The organism is Luteimonas sp. A649, assembly GCF_054072735.1.
On the sequence record NZ_JBSVRQ010000001.1, the window covers coordinates 1,804,756 to 1,822,626 of the forward strand.

Here is a 17,871-nt window from a genome sequence, read left to right on the forward strand (position 1 = left end):
GTCCGGGGCAGCGCGGCGACGGCGGTCGCGGCCGCGGCCGCCTGACCGACCCCGAGGCACGGCGGCGATGAGGGCGCAGCGGGGCGCGGCCCTGATCCTGGTGATGTGGATGGTCGCGCTGCTGACCGCGCTGATCGGCGCCTATGCGGCCAGCGCACGCATCGAGTACATGCAGGGGCGTGGCCTGCACGGCGCGGTGGTGGCCGAGTCGGCCGCGCGTGCCGGGCTGGAGTACGCGCTGGTGCGGGTGCAGGCGCACGAGCCCGAATTCGCCTGGCTGCCCGACGGTCGTCCTTATCGCTGGACGTTCGGCGCCGCCGAGGTCGAGATCCGGATCGTCGACGAGTCGGGCAAGATCGACATCAACACCGCCGACGCAGCGCTGCTGTCGTCGCTGTTCCGGGTGCTCGGCGCCGAGGGCGATCGCGCGGACGCCATCGCGGGCGCGATCGTGGACTGGCGCGATGCCGATGATCTCACCCAGGCGTCGGGCGGCGCCGAGACTCCGCAGTACCGCCAGGCCGGCATGCCCTACGGCGCCAAGAACGCGCCGTTCGAAACGGTGGCCGAACTCGAGCAGGTGCTGGGCATGGATCGCGCGCTGTTCGAGTCGGTGGCCGGGTATTTGACCGTTTTCAGCGGCCTGCCGCAGCCCGACCAGCGTTTCGCCGGTGGCCCGGTGCTGCAGGCGCTGGGCGTTGACCCGCAGATGGCCCTGCTGCAGCGCGAAGGCGGACCGGGACTGTCGCAGGATGTCGTGGGCGGCGGCACCGGCACGTATAGTATCGACAGCCGCGCGCGGCTCGCTGATGGCCGCCAGGCCGTGCTGCGTGCGGTGGTTCGCGCGGGTGGAGGCGGGTTGCCCGGTTCGGCATACCTGCCACTGCAATGGGAAGAAGGAGCCACACCGCGCTGATGGCCGTCGTAGAAGACACCGCTGGAGCAACGCCGCGTCGCCAGGCCCTTGGTCGCCTGGGCGGTTCGCTGCGTCCGCGCATGTCCGCCTCCTGGCGCTGGTGGATGCAGGCGCTTGCGACCTGGCTGCCCCTGCGCCTGCGCGAACTGTTCGGCCTTGCCCGCGAACGCCTGCTGCTGCAGGTGGACGGCGACCGATTGCGCCTGGCCATCGACGGCAGCGGCGGCACGCGTGCGCTGGGCGACCTTCCGCTGCCGCCGGCCGACGGCGTGGGCGATCCCCTGGCCGCCTTGCTGGCGCAGCGCGTTGCCCGGCTTCCGCGCTGGCTGTTGCTGCCGGCGGGCACGGCCCTGCGCCGCACCATGCCGCTGCCGGCCGCCGCGGGTGATCGCCTGCACGAAGTGCTGGGCTTCGAAATCGAACGCCAGACACCGTTTCCCGCCGCCGACGTCGAATACGACGCGCGCCTGCTCGGCCACCGCGCCGACGGTCAGATCAACGCCGAACTGGTGGTGGTGCCGCGCCACGCGCTCGAAGCGCAGCTGGCGGCGCTCGGGCCGCTGGCCACCACGCTGACCGGGGTCGACGTCGCGGCCGGCGAGGGCGAAGGCCTGGGCGTCAATCTGCTTCCCGGGGCGCGCCGCCATCGTCGCGTCGATCCCTGGATGAGCTGGAACCTGGCGCTCGGCCTGGTGGCGGTGGTCGCCATCGCCGCGGGGCTGTGGCAGGTCCTGGACAACCGCCGCGCCGCCGCCGACGCCTTCGAGGCCGAGGTCGGACAGGCCGCCACCCGTGCCCGCGGCGCGTCGACGCAGCGCCAGGCGCTGGTCGACCTGGTGGAGGGCATGGCCTTCCTGGAATCCGCGCGCGCCGCGCGGCCGACCACGGTCGAGGTGATGGACGAACTGTCGAGGCGCCTGCCCGATACGACCTATCTCGAAAAGCTTTCGATCGAGGACACGCGGATCCTGCTGATCGGCCTGAGCAACGAGGCGCCCTCGCTGGTGCAGCGCCTGGAAGGGTCGCCACTGTGGCGTTCGCCGGCGCTTGCCGGCGCCCTGCAACCCGATCCGCGCAGCGGCCGCGACCGTTTCACCCTGACCGCCGAACTGGTGGTCGCGTCGGCCCCCGCCACCCAGGACCGGGAGGCCGCCCGTGCGCGAAATCCCTGACCGCGACCGCTGGCTGGCGCTGGCGATCCTTGCCGGCGTGCTCGCCGTCGCCTACCTGGTGCTGGTGCATCCCTGGTGGACGGCGCCGATGCTCGAGGTCGGCGAGCGCATCGACGGCCTGCAGGAGCGTGACCTGCGCGTGCGCATGGAACTCGCCCAGGCGCCGCACGTGGAAGCGCGGCTGGCCGAGGTGCAGGACGTGGCCGCGCGCGTGCCGGGCTTCATGGAGGAGCGCAGCACCGAGCTCGCCACTGCCGCACTCATCGCACGCCTGGAGACGGCCGTGCTCGAGGCCAGTCCCGGCAATCGCAGCTGCGCCATCCGCAACCGTTCGCCGATGACCGAGCCGCGCCAGGGGCGCTTCCCGCGCGCGGTGGTGCAGGTGCGCCTGCACTGCGGCAATCCGGAGCTGGCCGCGGTGCTGCACTCGCTGGAGAGCGGCTCGCCGCGCCTGTTCGTCGACAACCTCAACGTGCTCGCGCCGCGACAGGTCTTCGGCCGGGGTGGCGTTGGCGCCCAGGGTGCCGGCCTGGACATCACCTTCGATCTGTACGGCTACCTGCGGGCGGTCCCGGCGGCACCGGCGACAGGAGGCGGCAATGCGCGCTGAGGCACCGGGCGCACGCACCTGGCTGCTCGGCGCCGTCGCGCTGTGGGCGCTGGCGACCTGGATGCTGGGCCTGTTCGGGCTCGGCGGCCGCATCGACCGCCTGCCGCCGGATCCGGCGCTGGTGCAGGCGCTGCCCGCCGTCCCGCAGCCCGTCGACGCCCGACTGGGTCCGCTGGCGCAGTACTCCGAGTTCGGCGACCGGCCGCTGTTCACCACTGACCGCCGTCCGCAGCCCTTCGTGATCAATCCCGAGGACGAGTCGGCGCCGGCCGAGTTCGAGTACGTGCTCACCAGCGTGCTGCGGACGCCGGGGCTCGAGGTCGCGATCGTGCAGCCCACCGGCGGCGGCGAGTCCGTGCGCCTCAAGGTCGGCGAGGCCGCCGAAGCGGCTCCCGGCTGGCACCTGGTGTCGCTGACGCCGCGCAGCGCCGTGTTCGACGGCCCGGCGGGACAGCGCACGCTGGAGCTGCGCGTGTTCGACGGCGTCGGCGGCGAAGCCCCCACGGTCATGGCGGTGTCCACGCCGCGGCAGGCCGGGCGTGGACAGCCCCCCCAGGGCCAAGGCGCGCCGCCGGACCAGGCTGCGCCCGAACCCGCCCGCACGGGCACCGGCGAGCGCCCCGTGGTGGTGACCACGTCCAGTTCGCCCGCGCCCACCGAGGTCGAAGTTCCCGCGCCGGGGCAGCCCGCACCGGACGCGGACGCACCCGTCGCCACGCCGGACGAGCAGGTCGATGCCATCCGCCAGCGCATCGAAGCGCGGCGGGCACGGCTGCGCGAGCAGGCCCAGCAAGGCCAGTAGCCGGCCCATGGATTCCCTAGAATGCCCAAGATGATCCCGACCACGACCCTCAAGACGGCGTTCGCCGCACTCCTCGCCACCCTGCTGGTCGCCTGCGCCTCGGTGCCGTCGCCCGAAGTGCGGCGCGACGCGCGCATGCCCGCGCCGGTGATCCAGGTCGACGGCGTCCCGCGCGCCGCGCAGGTCGCCGACGGCATCGTCGCGGAGCCGCTTGCCGAGGGCCCGCGCGCGCAGCTGCACCGTGGCGACGGCCGGGTGATCAACGAATCGCTGGCGGCCTCGCCGCCGCCCAACCTCGCCGGCACCACGGGCGAGGCCACGTTCAACTTCGAAGGCGAATCGCTGCACGCCGTGGTCAAGGTGATCCTGGGCGACATGCTCGGCCAGAACTACGTGATCGCACCGGGCGTGCAGGGCACCGTCACCCTGGCCACGCCGAAGACGGTCAGCCCGGCGCAGGCCCTGGGCCTGCTGGAGATGGTGCTGGGCTGGAACAACGCCCGCATGGTCTATGCCGACGGCCGCTACAACATCCTGCCCGCCGATGGTGCCGTCGCCAGCGGTGCGGTGCCCGCGCGCACCGGTACCGCCGCCGGCGCGCGCGGTTTCGAGACCCGCGTGGTGCCGCTGAAGTACATCTCGGCGGTGGAGATGGAGAAGGTGCTGCTGCCGTACGCGCGCCCCAACGCCATCGTCAACGTCGATGCCGGGCGCAACGTCATCACCGTGGCTGGCAGCCGGCAGGAGCTGCAGAACTACCTGCGCACGATCGAGATCTTCGACGTCGACTGGCTGTCGGGCATGTCGGTGGGCGTGTTCCCGCTGGTGGCGGGACGCGCGCCGGACGTGGTCGCGAGCCTGGAGACGGTGTTCGGCGAAGCCAGCAACTCGCCGGTGGCGGGCATGTTCCGCTTCATGCCGCTGGAGGGCGCGAACGCGGTCCTGGTGATCACCCCGCAGCCTGCCTACCTCGACCAGATCGAACAGTGGATCTCGCGCATCGACGGCGCCGGCGGCGGCGTGCAGCTGTTCTCCTACGAGCTGAAGTTCGTCACCGCCAAGGATCTCGCCGAGCGTCTGTCCGAGGTGTATGGCAGCCGCGGTGGCGGTGGCTCGGACGGCGGACGGCGCGGCGGTGCTTCGCTGATGCCAGGCCTGGAGCCCACCGAAATCAGCGACGGCGGCATGGATGGATCCAGCAGCGCGGGCATCGGCCGCGGGGCATCCTCCGGCGGGCTCGGCAGCGGCGGATCGCTGTCGCTGGGCGAGCGCCAGGGCGGCAATACCGCGGTCACGCTCGAGGTCGATGGCAACCAGGTCGGCATTTCGGCGGTCGACGAAACCAACACCCTGCTGGTGCGTTCCACCGGCCAGGCCTGGCGCTCGATCCGCGAGGTCATCGACCGCCTGGACGTGATGCCGTTGCAGGTGCACATCGAAGCTCAGGTGGTGCAGGTCACGCTGAGCGGCGACCTGGCGTATGGCGTGAGCTGGTTCCTCGAGAAGGGCATGACCGACAACGGCTTCCCGGTGTTTCCGGCGCCTGGCGCGGGCGGCCCGAGCCGCTGGAGCACGCTGGGCGGCAGCATCGGCGGCATCGGCGGTCCGGGCGCGGTCTGGAGCCTGGTGAAGAACGACGCCGCGGCGATCATCAACGCGCTCGACCAGGTCAGCGACGTGCAGATGCTGCAGACGCCGTCGGTGCTGGTGCGCAACAACTACGAGGCCACGCTCAACGTCGGCGACCGCATTCCGATCTCGTCGGTCACGGTGAACTCGGGCTTCGGCGGGGACAGCTCCTACAGCCAGGTGCAGTACCTTGACACCGGCACCATCCTGAAAGTGCGCCCGCGCGTGACCCGCGACGGCACGGTGTTCCTCGACATCGTGCAGGAAGTCAGCAGCCCGCAGGGCGAGCCGGACGACAACGGTAACGTGCGCATCAACACCAACCGACTGAAGACGAACGCAGTGGTGCAGAGCGGCGACACCGTGTTCCTCGCCGGCCTGATCGCCGACGCGACCAGCCGCGGTTCCAAGGGCCTGCCGGGCCTGAGCCGGATTCCGGTCATCGGCGGACTGTTCGGCCAGCAGACGTCGAACACCACGCGCAGCGAAATCGTGGTGCTGATCACCCCGACCCTGGTCCGCAACCAGCAGGACGCACGCGACCTCACCGACGAGTACGGCCGCCGCTTCCGCGCGCTGGAGCCGCTGCACGGGACCACCGACTGAGCATGGCCGGCAGGGAGGGCGCGGGCGTGCCCGAACTCCCGATCCTGCTGCTGCCGGTTGCGGTCGACGACGATGCGCTCGACGCCTGCCTGGCGGCGCTGGACGCCGGCACCCCGGCGGGCACGCGGATCTGGTTGGCCGACGACGCCCAGGCGGGTCCGCGCGCGCTGGCGATCATCGAACGCTGGCTTGCCAGCACACCGCTGCGCGCCGAGTACACGCGCAGGCAGCGGAGGCTGGGCGAGGTCGCCCATCTGGATGAAGCCCTGTCCGCCTGCGGCGACGCCGACGTGATCGTGCTCGCGCCCGACGCCGTGCCCGCGCCGGGCTGGGCGCGGCAGCTCGCGGCCTGCGCCGCGCGCGACGGCGCCATCGCCACCGCCACGCCCTGGAGCAACGCCGGCGAGACCGCGGCCTGGCCGGACTGCGGCGAGGTCTCGGCCCAGCCCGACAATGGCGTCCTCGCGCGCCTCGGACGCGCAGCCGAAGGCATGCCGCCGGTGCACCCTGAGCTTCCCGCCGCGATCGACCATGCCGTGTACATCCGTGGCCGCGCGCGCGCCAAGGCCGGCGGACTGGACGCGGCCAGCTACGTGTCCTGGTATGCGGCGCTGATCGACCTGTCCTTGCGAATGGCCGGATTGGGCTGGCGCAATGTGCTGTGCGAGACCGCCTTCGTGGCCCGCGGCGGCGAGGGCGGTCCCGCCGACGGCGACCTGGACGCGCTGGCGGCACGGTGGCCGGGCTGGCAACCGCGGCTCGCGGAATTCCTGATGCACGATCCTGTCAGGGACCGGCGCCAGGAACTGACGCGCCGCCTCGCCGACGTCGACCCGCCTTCGCAGCACGAGCTGTTCGCGCCGTGAACGCCGCGCCTGTCGCCGTGGTGGTGGTCACGCACGAAAGCGGGTCGAGCATCGACGCCTGCCTGTCGCGCCTGCGCGCGGCGGCCGGCGTCGCCGAAATCCGCGTCGTCGACAATGCCTCCGGCGACGGCACTCTTGCCGTCGTCCAGCGCCATGCGCTGGCCGACGCGCGCCTGCGCTTCATCGCCAACCCCGACAACCCGGGCTTCGCCACCGCCTGCAATCAGGGCGCGGCCGATAGCGCTGCGCCGTGGCTGGCCTTCGTCAATCCCGACTGCATGGTGGACGCGGATACCTTCGAACGCCTGCTGGGCCATGCGCAGGCCGTTGGCGGCGAACTGCTGCTCGGCGCCGACCTGGTGGACGAGGGTGGCGTGCGCGACGGCGCCGCGAGGCGCAACGATCCCGATTTCGCGGCCATGCTGCGCGGGCCGCTGCGTGCCGGACGCGGGCGTCCGCTGGACGTGGCGCTGGACAGTGATGCTGCGCTGCAGCCGGTGGATGCGGTGTCGGGCGCGCTGATGCTGCTGCCGCGCGCCCTGTTCGCGCGCATTGGCGGCTTCGATACCGGCTACCGCCTGCACGCCGAGGACCTCGACCTCTGCCGCCGCGTGCGCTTGGCCGGCGCGACGGTGGCGGTCGCCAACGACGTGCGCGTGCTGCACCTGCGCGGCGTGTCCTCGCGCGCGCGCCCGTTCTTCGTGGAATGGCACAAGCACCGCGGCCTGTGGCGCTACTTCCGCCGCTTCGAAGCGCCTTCGCGCGGCCCGCTGGTACGTGCAGGCGTCTGGATCGCGGTGTGGGCGCACTGGCTTTCACGCCTGCCGCGCATACTGCGGGAGTCCGCACGCAACGGCGCGCCATGATCCATTCGCTGCTCGACACCGACCTCTACAAGTTCACGATGATGCAGGCGGTGCTGCACCGCTATCCCGCGGCGCACGCCAGCTACCGCTTCCGCTGCCGCACGCCCGGCGTGGACCTGGCGCGTCATATCGATGTGATCTCCGACGCCATCGACGCGCTGTGCGCGCTGCGGCTCACGGACGCCGAGCTCGACTACCTGCGCGGCCTGCGCTTCATCAAGCCGGATTTCGTCGACTTCCTCGGCCTGTTCCGCCTGGACAGGAAGTACGTGCGCCTGGAGCGCTCGGACGACGAGCAGGGCGGCATCTCGCTGACCCTGTCGGGCCCCTGGCTGCATACGATCCTGTTCGAGGTGCCGCTGCTGGCGATCATCAGCGAAGCCTGGTCGGTGGGCGAGCACGGACCCGCCGACGAGGCCGAAGGCCTGCGGCGGCTGCGCGCCAAGATCGACCGCATCGACGCCGGCGTGGGCTACGAGGACTGCCGGATCACCGATTTCGGCACCCGGCGCCGCTACTCGCAGGCCTGGCAGGACAGGCTCGTGCCCGAGCTGGCGAACGGACTGGGCGCGCGCTTCGCGGGCACCAGCAACGTCGACCTCGCCCGTCGCCACGGCATGGTGCCGCAGGGCACGATGGCGCACGAATGGCTGCAGGCGCACCAGGCGCTGGGCCCGCGCCTGCGCGACTCGCAAAAGGCCGCGTTCGAGGCCTGGGCGCAGGAATACCGCGGCGACCTGGGCATCGCGCTCACCGACGTGATCGGCATGGACGCCTTCCTGCGCGACTTCGACCTGTACTTCTGCAAGCTGTTCGACGGCGTGCGCCACGACTCCGGCGACCCCATGCAGTGGGGTGAGCGCATGCTCGCGCACCTCGAAGCGCTGCGCATCGATGCGCACACCAAGACCCTGGTCTTCAGCGACGGACTCGACATCGAAGAAGTAATGCGCCTGCATGCGCATTTCCGCGGCCGCTGCCGGATGTCGTTCGGCATCGGCACCAATCTCACCAACGATGTCGGGCCGAAGCCGCTGCAGATCGTGCTGAAGATGGTGTCCTGCAACGGCCAGCCCGTGGCCAAGCTCAGCGACTCGCCGGGCAAGACCATGGTCGATGACGAAGGCTACCTGCGCTACCTGCGGCAGGTGTTCGAGGTGCCTGAACCGGGCGGTTGAGGCGACCGCTCAGGGCGCGACGACGACTTCGGCCGCCTGCGCCATGCTGCCGTCCTCGGGCGTGACCACCAGCTTGCCATTGCCGATGGACGTCACGTGCGCCGGACCGACCAGGCGCGTGCCCAGCGAGAACTCCGCCACTTGCTGCCATGCGCCGTCGACCTGGCGCAGCACGTAGCCGTTGCGATCGTAGTAGTTGGCCATGCCTTCGCAGCCTTCCATGGTGTAGAGCAGCAGCGCCTCTTCCCCGGGCGCGCCATCGAGGTCGAGCATGAACAGGCGCTCGCCTTCCGGATAGGCGCCGCAGCCGCGCTCTTCGCCTGTGGCATCGACGATGCGCCGGGCGGCGTCGCGCAGCTCCGGCGTGGCCGGGCGCGCGTCGGCGCGGACCCGCAGCAGTGCATCGCCGCTGAAATCGAAGTACTGCGTGTCTTCGGCGTCGCTGCCGGCAGTCGTTGCGACCTCGTCCGTCGCCGGTTCGGCGGGTGCGATCGCATCGCCGGTGCCGGCGATGTAATCCGTTCCCGTGCCGGGCGGCGCAACGTCCTGCGCCTCCGATGCATCCGGCGCGGTGGAAGGCGTGCACGCGGCAAGGAGTGCGGCAAGGACGGCCAGGGTCATGGACTTCATCATGGTGTTCCGGAGACGGGCCGAAAGCCCTGTGCCGGAACCATACCTGCCGGGCGTGATGCGCGTGGCAAGCCTATGTCGTGACGCATTTGAACAGCGAAGCGTAGAAGCCGCTATTGGTGAGCGAGGTGCGCACCACGTCGCCGTCCTTTTTCACATCGACGAACTTCTCGATCTCGCCGCCACCCACGTAGTTCACGGTTTCCGGCGAGTAGTAATGCACGGTCCCCCGCGAATGCTGACCCGTCCCGCGATAGGCGTCGTGCGTCCGCGCGTATGCGAAATCCACGACGGCATAGAGATAGTAGCGTCCGGGCTTGAGGTCGGTGAACTGGAAACGGCCCTTGTCGTTGGCGAACGTGGCGATGCTGGTCTTGAGCAGCTCCTCGGACTGCAACACCGCCTCGCCGCGGCGCGCCTTCTTCCGCAGGCGGACCAGCTCTTCCAGGTACGGCGTGACCGGGAGCAGGAGGATCGGGACGTTCGATGCGCGCGTGCCGGTCCGGGTCCCGGTCCAGCAGGCAGTTCCCTGGATCGTGGAGTTGCCCGGTTCCAGCGCGTGGAGCGCCGCGGCCTTGTCAAAGCGGATGCCAGGCTCGATCACGCGCTCCTGCCGCGCGTCGGCGACGCCGGGCGATACCCTGACCTGCGCATGCGCGACGCCCACGCAGGCAGCGCACGCAGAGATGGTGGCGATTGCGAAGAGTATCCCTGCGTTCATCGGTCATCCTTGGGCTGGCAGACGCGCAGGATGCTTGTCGCCGACTGGGGTGTCAGTCGGTCCGAGGCGCGTTTGGCAGTCGGGTACTTCCGACAGCGCGTTTATCGCCAGCGATTGATATCTTCGCGCAGGGTCCTGGCGGCCGTCGCTGCAGCGCTGGCGAAATCATCCCCTTCTGCATAGAGGATGGCCCGCGAGGAACTCACGAGGACCCCATTGCCGCCGGCATCCCTGGCATGCCGCATCACGGCTTCGAGGTCGCCGCCCTGCGCACCGATGCCCGGCACCAGCAGCGGCATGTCACCCACGATCGCGCGTACCTCGCGCAGCTGCTCGGGCCACGTCGCACCGACCACCAGCGCCACGTTGCCGTTCCCGTTCCACTCCGCCGCGGCCTTCGCGGCCACGTGCTGGTACAGCGGCCGCCCATCGACCACGAGATCCTGCAGATCGCCCGCGCCCGGATTGGAGGTGCGGCAGAGCACGACCACGCCACGATCGGCGCGCGCGAGGTAGGGCTGCAGCGAGTCACCGCCCAGATAGGGATTCACGGTCACAGCATCGGCGCCGTAGCGGTCGAACGCCTCCGCCGCGTAGCGCTGCGCGGTCGAACCGATGTCGCCACGCTTGGCATCGAGGATCACCGGCACACCGGGATGCGTCGAATGGATATGCGCGATCAGCCGCTCCAGCGCGCCCTCCGCGCCCAGCGCCGCGAAGTGCGCGATCTGCGGCTTGAACGCACACGCGAACTCCGCCGTGGCATCGACGATGTCGCGGCAGAAGCCGAACACCGCGTCCGGATCACCCGCGAACTGTGCCGGAAACTTCGCCGGCTCCGGATCCAGCCCGACACAGACCAGCGACCCGGACGTGGCCCAGCGCTGGCGAAGCTGCTGCATGAAATGCATCGAAGAGCTCCTTTTGCCACGGATTTGCGCGGATGAACGCGGATAGAGCGAAAGCTTTTTTGCCACGGATTTGCGCGGATTGGCGCGGATAAGAACAGGAGCAACTCAGGCATTTCGGCACTGCCTGCGATCTTGCGCCCGGAAGCGCTCTTCGCCCCGGCCTGATCCGCGTAGATCCGTGGCCAAAACCGCTCTTTACTTCAAGGCCTTGAAGCGCAAACGCTTCGGACCCGCGTCGTCGCCCATGCGACGGCGCTTGTCTTCTTCGTATTCCCGATAGTTGCCCTGGAAGAACTCCACGTGCGAATCGCCCTCGAACGCCAGGATGTGGGTCGCGATGCGGTCCAGGAACCAGCGGTCATGGCTGATCACGAAGGTGTTGCCCGGGAACTCGAGCAGCGCGTCTTCAAGCGCGCGCAGGGTTTCGATGTCGAGGTCGTTGGACGGTTCGTCGAGCAGCAGCACGTTGCCGCCCTGCAGCAGGGTCTTGGCCATGTGCAGGCGTCCGCGCTCACCGCCCGACAGCGTGCCCACCAGCTTCTGCTGGTCCTGGCCCTTGAAGTTGAAGCGGCCGATATAGGCGCGCGACTGGATCTCGATGCCGTTGATGTTGAGGATGTCCAGGCCGCCAGCGACTTCCTGGAACACGTTGTGGTTGCCGGTCAGCGCGTCGCGGCTCTGGTCGACGTAGGCGAGCTTCACCGTCGGACCGATGTCGATCGAGCCCGAGTCCGGCTGCTCCTGCCCGGTGATCATCTTGAACAGCGTCGACTTGCCGGCGCCGTTGGGGCCGATGATGCCGACGATCGCGCCGGCCGGCACCATGAAGCTCAGGTCGTCGATCAGCAGGCGGTCGCCGAACTTCTTCGAGACGTTCTTGAACTCGATCACCTTCGCGCCCAGGCGCTCGCCCGGCGGGATGAAGATCTCGTTGGTCTCGTTGCGCTTCTGGTAATCGACGGCCTGCAGCTCATCGATGCGGGCCAGGCGCGCCTTGCCCTTGGAGCGGCCGCCCTTGGCGTTCTGCCGCGCCCATTCGAGCTCCTTCTGGATCGCCTTCTGGCGCGCCTTCTCCTGCGAATCCTCGCGCTTGAGACGATCGTCCTTCTGCATCAGCCAGTCGGTGTAGTTGCCCTTCCACGGAATGCCCCGGCCGCGGTCGAGTTCGAGGATCCACTCGGCGGCGTTGTCGAGGAAGTAGCGGTCATGCGTGACCGCCACCACGGTGCCGGTGTAGCGCGCGAGGAACTGCTCCAGCCACTCGACCGACTCGGCGTCGAGGTGGTTGGTGGGTTCGTCGAGCAGCAGCATGTCGGGCTTCTGCAGCAGCAGGCGGCACAGCGCCACGCGGCGCTTCTCGCCGCCCGACAGCTTGCCGATCACGGCGTCCCACGGCGGCAGGCGCAGCGCGTCGGCGGCCACTTCCAACTGGTTTTCCAGCGTGTGCGCGTCGCCGGCGGCGAGGATCGCCTCCAGGCGCTCCTGCTCCTTGGCCAAGGCGTCGAAGTCCGCGCCTTCTTCGGCATAGGCGTTGTAGACCTCGTCCAGGCGCTTCTGCGCCTGCAGTACTTCGCCCACGCCTTCCTCGACGGCCTCGCGCACGGTGTGCTCCGGATCCAGCTCCGGTTCCTGCGCCAGGTAGCCGACCTTGATGCCGGCCTGCGGGCGCGCTTCGCCGCTGAAGTCGGTGTCGACGCCCGCCATGATTCGCAGCACCGTCGACTTGCCGGAGCCGTTCAGGCCGAGCAGGCCGATCTTGGCGCCCGGGAAGAACGACAGCGAGATGTCCTTGATGATCTGGCGCTTGGGCGGAACGGTCTTGCTGACGCCGTTCATGGTGTAGATGTATTGCGACATGGGGGCTCCGGTGCGACATCCGCCGCCACCCGGGCGGTGCACGGGCGGGAACGGGTGGATGGGGATGCGCCAATTATAGGGCCCGCGGCCGCCTGCCCAGTAGGGCTGTTGTTCAGGCGCGGCGAACGATAGTCGGCTTCGAGCCCACCGCCGGAGATGACCCGATGCAGCCCTTCAGGACCCTTGGACTTGCCGCCCTCGCGCTGGCGCTGGGCGTTGCCTTCGCGGCCCCGGCCGAAGCGCGGGACCACAACCGCCGCGGCCATGACCGCAGCCACTCCAGCCAGGACTGGCGCCGCGGCCACGACCGGCGGGCAGACCATCGCCGTGATCACCGCCGCGGCGACCGCAAGCATGACCGTCGCCAGGACCGCCGGTACGACCGCCCCGACACCCGCGTGGTCTACGTTCCCCGCCCGGTGGTCGTCCACCACCCGAGCGCCTACCGCGGCCCGCCGCCGTGGGCCCGCGGCCGCCACTACGGCTATGGCGGCTACGCGCCGACCTACGTGGTGAACGACTACCGCCCCTACGGCCTGCACCATCCGCCGCGCGGCCACCACTGGCGCCGCAGCGACGCCGGCGACTTCCTGCTGGTGGCCATCGCCACCGGGATCATCGCCGACGTGATCCTGGGTCGCTGAGACCCCACATCCGGCGGCCCCCCCCCCGGCCCGCCGGCGCTCCGGGAATGGGGCTTCGGATGGGCCTGAGCGTTCCGCCAGGCGGGCATCGAGCGGTCTGGGCCGGGCTACAATGCCGGTCTTCCCGGCCCCTGGAGCGAACATGTTCCCGCGCGACGCACGTATCGAAGGTTACGACCCTGAACTGGCCGCGGCGATCGCCGCAGAGAACCAGCGCCAGGAGGATCACGTCGAGCTGATCGCCAGCGAGAACTACGCCAGCCCCCGCGTCATGGAGGCCCAGGGCACCCAGCTGACCAACAAGTACGCCGAGGGCTATCCCGGCAAGCGCTATTACGGCGGCTGCGAGTTCGTCGACGTCGCCGAACAGCTGGCCATCGACCGCGTGAAGCAGCTCTTCGGAGCCGACTATGCGAACGTCCAGCCGCATTCCGGCTCGCAGGCCAACCAGGCCGTGTACCTGGCCCTGCTGCAGCCGGGCGACACCATCCTCGGCATGTCGCTGGCCCACGGCGGCCACCTGACCCACGGCGCCAAGGTCAACGTCAGCGGCAAGCTGTTCAAGGCCGTGCAGTACGGCGTGAACGACGAAGGCCTGATCGATTACGACGAAGTCGAGCGCCTGGCGGTGGAGCACAAGCCGAAGATGGTCGTGGCCGGTTTCTCCGCCTATTCCCAGGAGATCGACTGGTCGCGCTTCCGCGCCATTGCCGACAAGGTCGGCGCGTACCTGTTCGTCGACATGGCCCACGTCGCCGGCCTGGTGGCCGCGGGCGTGTACCCGAACCCGGTGCCGCACGCGCACATCGTGACCTCCACCACCCACAAGACCCTGCGCGGTCCCCGCGGTGGCATCATCGTCGCCAGCCGCAAGGCGATGGGCGAGGGCGCCGACGACATCGTCAAGAAGCTGCAGTCGATCGTGTTCCCCGGCATCCAGGGCGGCCCGCTGATGCACGTGATCGCGGCCAAGGCCGTGGCCTTCAAGGAAGCGCTGGAGCCCGAGTTCAAGGCCTACCAGCAGCAGGTGGTCAAGAACGCGCAGGCGATGGCGAAGGTGATCATCGACCGCGGCTACAAGGTCGTGTCCGGTGGCACCCAGAACCACCTGATCCTGGTTGACATGATCGGCAAGGGCGTGACCGGCAAGGCCGCCGAAGAGGCGCTGGGCCGCGCGCACATCACCGTCAACAAGAACGCCGTGCCCAACGATCCGCAGAAGCCCTTCATCACGTCGGGCCTGCGCATCGGCACCCCGGCGGTGACCACGCGCGGATACAGCGAAGCCGACTGCATCGCGCTCGCCGGCTGGATGTGCGACGTGCTCGACGCTCCGGACGACGAGGCCGTCATCGCCCGCGTGCGCGAGCAGGTGACGAAGCAGTGCAGGGACTTGCCCGTCTACGGCTGATCCCGTCCTTTCCAGGAGTCGCGTCGCCGCCCCATGCACTGCCCATTCTGCCAGCACGTGGACACCCGGGTCATCGATTCGCGCGTCAGCGACGATGGCGCGACCATCCGCCGCCGGCGCGAGTGCGAAGCCTGCGGCGAGCGCTTCTCCACGATGGAGACCATCGAGCTCAAGCTGCCGGCGATCATCAAGTCCGATGGCCGCCGCGAGCACTTCGACGCCCGCAAGCTGCGGCAGAGCTTCGACCGCGCGCTGCACAAGCGGCTGGCGTCGGAGGAGCAGATCGAGGCCGCGGTGCGCGCGGTGATCCACCAGCTGCGCATGACCACCGAGCGCGAATTGCCTTCGCGCCGGGTGGGTGAGTTCGTGATGGCCGAGCTGCGCAAGCTCGACCACGTCGCCTACGTGCGCTTCGCCTCGGTGTACCGCGCGTTCCAGGACGTGGCCGACTTCCGCGAGGAGCTCGACCGCCTGGAGCGCGACTTGCCGGGCGAAGGCCAGCTGCCCCTGCTTGGCGGGGGTGAGGTCGTTCCCTTCGATTCGCGCTCCGGCAAGGGCCGGAAGCGCTGAGCCCGGTGTACGCCGGCGAACCCGGGCGCTATCCGCGGCCGAAGGCAGGCGAGGCGCTGCGCCGCGCCCTGGTGCTGTCCAGCGTGGCCGCGCGTGCGGGGCTGGAGGCGCGCGCCGACGCGGCCGAGGCGCGCGACATGCACCCGCGCATCCTCGACTGGCTGCATGCCACCGGGCTGGAGCAGTCGCTGGAGCCTGATGAAACAACGCTGCTTGCGACCCCGCTGGGCGAGCTCGACGCTGACCTCGCGCTCGATGCCGGCTGGCGCGCCGAGGGTGCCTACGTGCTGGCCTGGGCGCTGGGGCGCCACGCGCCGCTGCCGCACGATCGCCTGGTCGACCCCGACGACATCGCCTGGCCGCTGGGGTTCCTCGACCTCCGCGCGCTGGAGCGTGAAAGCGAAGCCGAGCTGCGCGGCGAGCGCGAGATCGACACCTTCCTTGCCCGCCAGCTGGCGGTGCACTGGCGCCTGCGCGAGTACGCGCAGCGGCCGGGCCCGATGAATTTCGCCGCGGTGGTCGCCAACGGCGGCTGGGCGCGGCTGGACATCGACCAGGGCGCCCTGGTCGACGATGACCTCGCCATCGACGGCAGCCGCATCGACCGCGTCGACGACGCCCGCCTCGAGCGCTGCACCAGCATCGCCGGCGAGCGCCACCGCGCGGCGAGCTGGCTTGCCGGCGCCGATCCCGTCTACTCCAACGTGGAAAACATCACCTGATGCAGGGCTATTCCGAAACCGACCACGTGATGATGGCGCGCGCGCTGCGCCTGGCCGAGCGTGGCGCTTGGACCACGCGTCCCAACCCGATGGTCGGCTGCGTGCTCGTGCGCGACGGCGAGGTGGTGGGCGAAGGCTGGCACCGGCGCCCCGGCGGGCCGCACGCCGAGGTGCTGGCGATCGAAGCCGCCGGCGACAACGCGCGCGGCGCCACCGCCTACGTGACCCTCGAGCCCTGCGCCCATACCGGCCGCACCGGCCCCTGCGCGGATGCGCTGATCGCGGCCGGCGTCTCGCGCGTGGTCGCGGCGATGCGCGACCCGTTCCCGCAGGTCGACGGCAGCGGCTTCGACCGCCTGCGCGCGGCCGGGATCGAGGTCGCGCACGGCCTGATGGATGCGCAGGCCCAAGCTCTGAATCGCGGCTACGTCTCGCGCCTGGTGCGCGGGCGGCCGTGGCTGCGCGTGAAGCTGGCGATGAGCCTCGACGGGCACACCGCGCTGGAGAGCGGGGAGTCGAAGTGGATCAGCGGCGAAGCCTCGCGTCGCGACGTCATGCGCTGGCGCGCCCGCAGCGGCGCCCTGCTGACCGGCTCCGGCACGATCATGGCCGACGACCCGCAGCTGACCGTGCGCCTGGAGGATGACGCCGAGTTCGCGCCGCCGCTGCGCGTGGTGCTCGACCCCGGCCTGGCCACCATTGCCCGTGGTCGCGTGCGCGAGGGCGATGCGCCGACCCTGTACGTGCACGCCGCCAACGCCAAGCCGCCGCGCGAATTCGGCTGCGAGCGCGTGGCCGTGCCGGCCGTCGGCAACGCGCTGGACCTCGCCGCCGTGCTGCGCCTGCTGGCCGAGCGCGGCATCAACGAGGTCCAGCTGGAGGCGGGTGCCACGCTTGCCGGTGCGTTCATGCGCGCGGGCCTGGTGGACGAAGTGCTGCTGTACATGGCGCCGGTGCTGCTGGGCGCGCAGGCGCGGCCGCTGTTCGCCGGACTGCAGATCCAGGACATGACTCAGCGCATGCGGATGCGCGTGGAAGAGACCGTCAGCGTCGGTGACGACCTGCGCCTGCGCCTGGTCCCGCTGCCCCCGGTGGTCGATGCCCAAGCCGGCGCGGCGGGGTAGGGCGCCATGTTCACCGGAATCATCGAGGCCGTCGGCCGCATGGCGGGACGAGAAGCGCGCGGCGGCGACGCCCGCCTGCGCATCGCAGTGGGCGGGCTGCCCTTCGACGACGCACGGCTGGGCGAGAGCATCGCGGTCAACGGCGTCTGCCTGACCGTGGTCGCCTTCGACGGCGGCCACTTCGAGGCCGATGCCTCCAACGAAACCCTCGCCCTGACCACGCTCGGCGCGCTGGCCAAAGGCGCGCCGCTGAACCTCGAGCGCGCGATGCGCCCCACCGATCGCCTCGGTGGCCACATCGTCAGCGGCCATGTCGACGGCGTCGGCCGCGTGCTCGACGTGCGCGAGGATGCGCGCGCGCAGCGCTGGCGCTTCGCCATGCCACAGGCCCTGGCGAAGTACGTCGCGCAGAAGGGGTCGATCTGCGTGGATGGCGTCAGCCTGACCGTCAATGCCGCCGAAGCCGAAGCCTTCGAGGTCGCACTGGTGCCGCATACGGTGTCCCACACCGCGTTCTCCGCGACGCGCGTGGGTGACCCGGTCAATCTCGAAGTCGACCTCATCGCGCGTTATCTCGAGCGCCTGCAAAGCGCGCCTTGAAACGCCAGGAGCCCCAACCACCGCTGTTCGTGGGAG

The 17,871-nt window shown here is 70.3% G+C and carries 18 protein-coding genes; 14 read left to right on the top strand and 4 right to left on the bottom strand.

The genetic code is table 11. The features are described from left to right. Positions 1 to 67: 67 nt before the first annotated feature. The 8 genes from ACW5E8_RS08375 to pncB are packed head-to-tail and all read left to right on the top strand — an operon-like array spanning position 68 to position 8,645. A complete protein-coding gene (locus ACW5E8_RS08375) occupies positions 68 to 916 on the top strand; it encodes a general secretion pathway protein GspK (protein WP_456964992.1) in 849 nt (282 codons plus the stop codon). After that, positions 916 to 2,088, top strand: a complete 1,173-nt coding sequence (locus ACW5E8_RS08380; protein WP_456964993.1) for a PilN domain-containing protein — start codon at positions 916 to 918, stop codon at positions 2,086 to 2,088. The genes ACW5E8_RS08375 and ACW5E8_RS08380 overlap by 1 nt, the downstream gene beginning before the upstream one ends. Beyond that, positions 2,072 to 2,698 (top strand): type II secretion system protein GspM, encoded by a 627-nt coding sequence (gene gspM, locus ACW5E8_RS08385; RefSeq protein ID WP_456964994.1) that lies wholly within the window; start codon positions 2,072 to 2,074, stop codon positions 2,696 to 2,698. The genes ACW5E8_RS08380 and gspM overlap by 17 nt, the downstream gene beginning before the upstream one ends. Beyond that, a complete protein-coding gene (locus tag ACW5E8_RS08390; RefSeq protein WP_456964995.1) occupies positions 2,688 to 3,500 on the top strand; it encodes a type II secretion system protein XpsN in 813 nt (270 codons plus the stop codon). The genes gspM and ACW5E8_RS08390 overlap by 11 nt, the downstream gene beginning before the upstream one ends. Positions 3,501 to 3,530: 30 nt before the next feature. Continuing rightward, positions 3,531 to 5,735, top strand: coding sequence for a type II secretion system secretin GspD (gene gspD, locus ACW5E8_RS08395; protein ID WP_456965278.1), 2,205 nt, complete (start codon positions 3,531 to 3,533; stop codon positions 5,733 to 5,735). A 2-nt stretch (positions 5,736 to 5,737) separates the two neighbouring features. Continuing rightward, complete coding sequence (locus tag ACW5E8_RS08400) at positions 5,738 to 6,601, top strand: glycosyltransferase family 2 protein (RefSeq protein WP_456964996.1); 864 nt, start codon at positions 5,738 to 5,740, stop codon at positions 6,599 to 6,601. Further along, positions 6,598 to 7,467 (top strand): glycosyltransferase family 2 protein, encoded by an 870-nt coding sequence (locus ACW5E8_RS08405; RefSeq protein WP_456964997.1) that lies wholly within the window; start codon positions 6,598 to 6,600, stop codon positions 7,465 to 7,467. Before ACW5E8_RS08400 ends, ACW5E8_RS08405 begins: the two co-directional genes overlap by 4 nt. Next, positions 7,464 to 8,645 carry a nicotinate phosphoribosyltransferase gene (gene pncB, locus ACW5E8_RS08410; RefSeq protein ID WP_456964998.1) on the top strand — a complete coding sequence of 394 codons (1,182 nt, stop codon included), beginning with the start codon at positions 7,464 to 7,466 and terminating at the stop codon, positions 8,643 to 8,645. Before ACW5E8_RS08405 ends, pncB begins: the two co-directional genes overlap by 4 nt. Before the next feature lie 9 nt (positions 8,646 to 8,654). Here the strand turns inward: pncB and ACW5E8_RS08415 are convergent, their stop codons facing one another. From ACW5E8_RS08415 to ettA, 4 genes are all read right to left on the bottom strand, one after another. Then, positions 8,655 to 9,275 (bottom strand): hypothetical protein, encoded by a 621-nt coding sequence (locus ACW5E8_RS08415; protein WP_456964999.1) that lies wholly within the window; start codon positions 9,273 to 9,275, stop codon positions 8,655 to 8,657. A gap of 73 nt (positions 9,276 to 9,348) precedes the next feature. Then, entirely contained in the window at positions 9,349 to 9,996 is a 648-nt protein-coding gene (locus ACW5E8_RS08420; protein ID WP_456965000.1) for a hypothetical protein, read from the bottom strand. A gap of 101 nt (positions 9,997 to 10,097) precedes the next feature. Then, positions 10,098 to 10,907, bottom strand: coding sequence for an orotidine-5'-phosphate decarboxylase (gene pyrF / locus ACW5E8_RS08425; protein WP_456965001.1), 810 nt, complete (start codon positions 10,905 to 10,907; stop codon positions 10,098 to 10,100). Between the two features lie 195 nt (positions 10,908 to 11,102). Beyond that, complete coding sequence (ettA, locus tag ACW5E8_RS08430; protein ID WP_456965002.1) at positions 11,103 to 12,764, bottom strand: energy-dependent translational throttle protein EttA; 1,662 nt, start codon at positions 12,762 to 12,764, stop codon at positions 11,103 to 11,105. Positions 12,765 to 12,928: 164 nt separating this feature from the next. On the opposite strand from ettA, the gene ACW5E8_RS08435 reads away from it, so the two are divergent. The 6 genes from ACW5E8_RS08435 to ACW5E8_RS08460 all read left to right on the top strand — a co-directional run bounded on the left by ACW5E8_RS08435 (position 12,929) and on the right by ACW5E8_RS08460 (position 17,835). Then, entirely contained in the window at positions 12,929 to 13,408 is a 480-nt protein-coding gene (locus ACW5E8_RS08435; RefSeq protein WP_456965003.1) for an RcnB family protein, read from the top strand. A gap of 142 nt (positions 13,409 to 13,550) precedes the next feature. Then, on the top strand, positions 13,551 to 14,819 hold the full coding sequence (glyA, locus tag ACW5E8_RS08440) for a serine hydroxymethyltransferase (protein WP_456965004.1): 1,269 nt from the start codon (positions 13,551 to 13,553) through the stop codon (positions 14,817 to 14,819). Positions 14,820 to 14,852: 33 nt separating this feature from the next. Continuing rightward, complete coding sequence (nrdR, locus tag ACW5E8_RS08445; RefSeq protein ID WP_456965005.1) at positions 14,853 to 15,389, top strand: transcriptional regulator NrdR; 537 nt, start codon at positions 14,853 to 14,855, stop codon at positions 15,387 to 15,389. A 5-nt stretch (positions 15,390 to 15,394) separates the two neighbouring features. Then, a complete protein-coding gene (locus ACW5E8_RS08450; protein ID WP_456965006.1) occupies positions 15,395 to 16,111 on the top strand; it encodes a DUF4272 domain-containing protein in 717 nt (238 codons plus the stop codon). Next, complete coding sequence (ribD, locus tag ACW5E8_RS08455) at positions 16,111 to 17,235, top strand: bifunctional diaminohydroxyphosphoribosylaminopyrimidine deaminase/5-amino-6-(5-phosphoribosylamino)uracil reductase RibD (RefSeq protein ID WP_456965007.1); 1,125 nt, start codon at positions 16,111 to 16,113, stop codon at positions 17,233 to 17,235. Before ACW5E8_RS08450 ends, ribD begins: the two co-directional genes overlap by 1 nt. A 6-nt stretch (positions 17,236 to 17,241) precedes the next feature. Beyond that, on the top strand, positions 17,242 to 17,835 hold the full coding sequence (locus tag ACW5E8_RS08460; RefSeq protein WP_456965008.1) for a riboflavin synthase: 594 nt from the start codon (positions 17,242 to 17,244) through the stop codon (positions 17,833 to 17,835). Positions 17,836 to 17,871: the final 36 nt, after the last annotated feature.

What these genes read in the sequence shown, in the direction of transcription:
- ACW5E8_RS08375 (WP_456964992.1), top strand. Translation starts at nt 68, where the DNA reads ATGAGGGCGCAGCGGGGCGCGGCCCTGATCCTGGTGATGTGGATGGTC.
- ACW5E8_RS08380 (WP_456964993.1), top strand. Translation starts at nt 916, where the DNA reads ATGGCCGTCGTAGAAGACACCGCTGGAGCAACGCCGCGTCGCCAGGCC.
- ACW5E8_RS08390 (WP_456964995.1), top strand. Translation starts at nt 2,688, where the DNA reads ATGCGCGCTGAGGCACCGGGCGCACGCACCTGGCTGCTCGGCGCCGTC.
- gspD (WP_456965278.1), top strand. Translation starts at nt 3,531, where the DNA reads ATGATCCCGACCACGACCCTCAAGACGGCGTTCGCCGCACTCCTCGCC.
- ACW5E8_RS08400 (WP_456964996.1), top strand. Translation starts at nt 5,738, where the DNA reads ATGGCCGGCAGGGAGGGCGCGGGCGTGCCCGAACTCCCGATCCTGCTG.
- pncB (WP_456964998.1), top strand. Translation starts at nt 7,464, where the DNA reads ATGATCCATTCGCTGCTCGACACCGACCTCTACAAGTTCACGATGATG.
- ACW5E8_RS08415 (WP_456964999.1), bottom strand. Translation starts at nt 9,275, where the DNA reads ATGAAGTCCATGACCCTGGCCGTCCTTGCCGCACTCCTTGCCGCGTGC.
- ACW5E8_RS08420 (WP_456965000.1), bottom strand. Translation starts at nt 9,996, where the DNA reads ATGAACGCAGGGATACTCTTCGCAATCGCCACCATCTCTGCGTGCGCT.
- pyrF (WP_456965001.1), bottom strand. Translation starts at nt 10,907, where the DNA reads ATGCATTTCATGCAGCAGCTTCGCCAGCGCTGGGCCACGTCCGGGTCG.
- ettA (WP_456965002.1), bottom strand. Translation starts at nt 12,764, where the DNA reads ATGTCGCAATACATCTACACCATGAACGGCGTCAGCAAGACCGTTCCG.
- ACW5E8_RS08435 (WP_456965003.1), top strand. Translation starts at nt 12,929, where the DNA reads ATGCAGCCCTTCAGGACCCTTGGACTTGCCGCCCTCGCGCTGGCGCTG.
- glyA (WP_456965004.1), top strand. Translation starts at nt 13,551, where the DNA reads ATGTTCCCGCGCGACGCACGTATCGAAGGTTACGACCCTGAACTGGCC.
- nrdR (WP_456965005.1), top strand. Translation starts at nt 14,853, where the DNA reads ATGCACTGCCCATTCTGCCAGCACGTGGACACCCGGGTCATCGATTCG.
- ribD (WP_456965007.1), top strand. Translation starts at nt 16,111, where the DNA reads ATGCAGGGCTATTCCGAAACCGACCACGTGATGATGGCGCGCGCGCTG.
- ACW5E8_RS08460 (WP_456965008.1), top strand. Translation starts at nt 17,242, where the DNA reads ATGTTCACCGGAATCATCGAGGCCGTCGGCCGCATGGCGGGACGAGAA.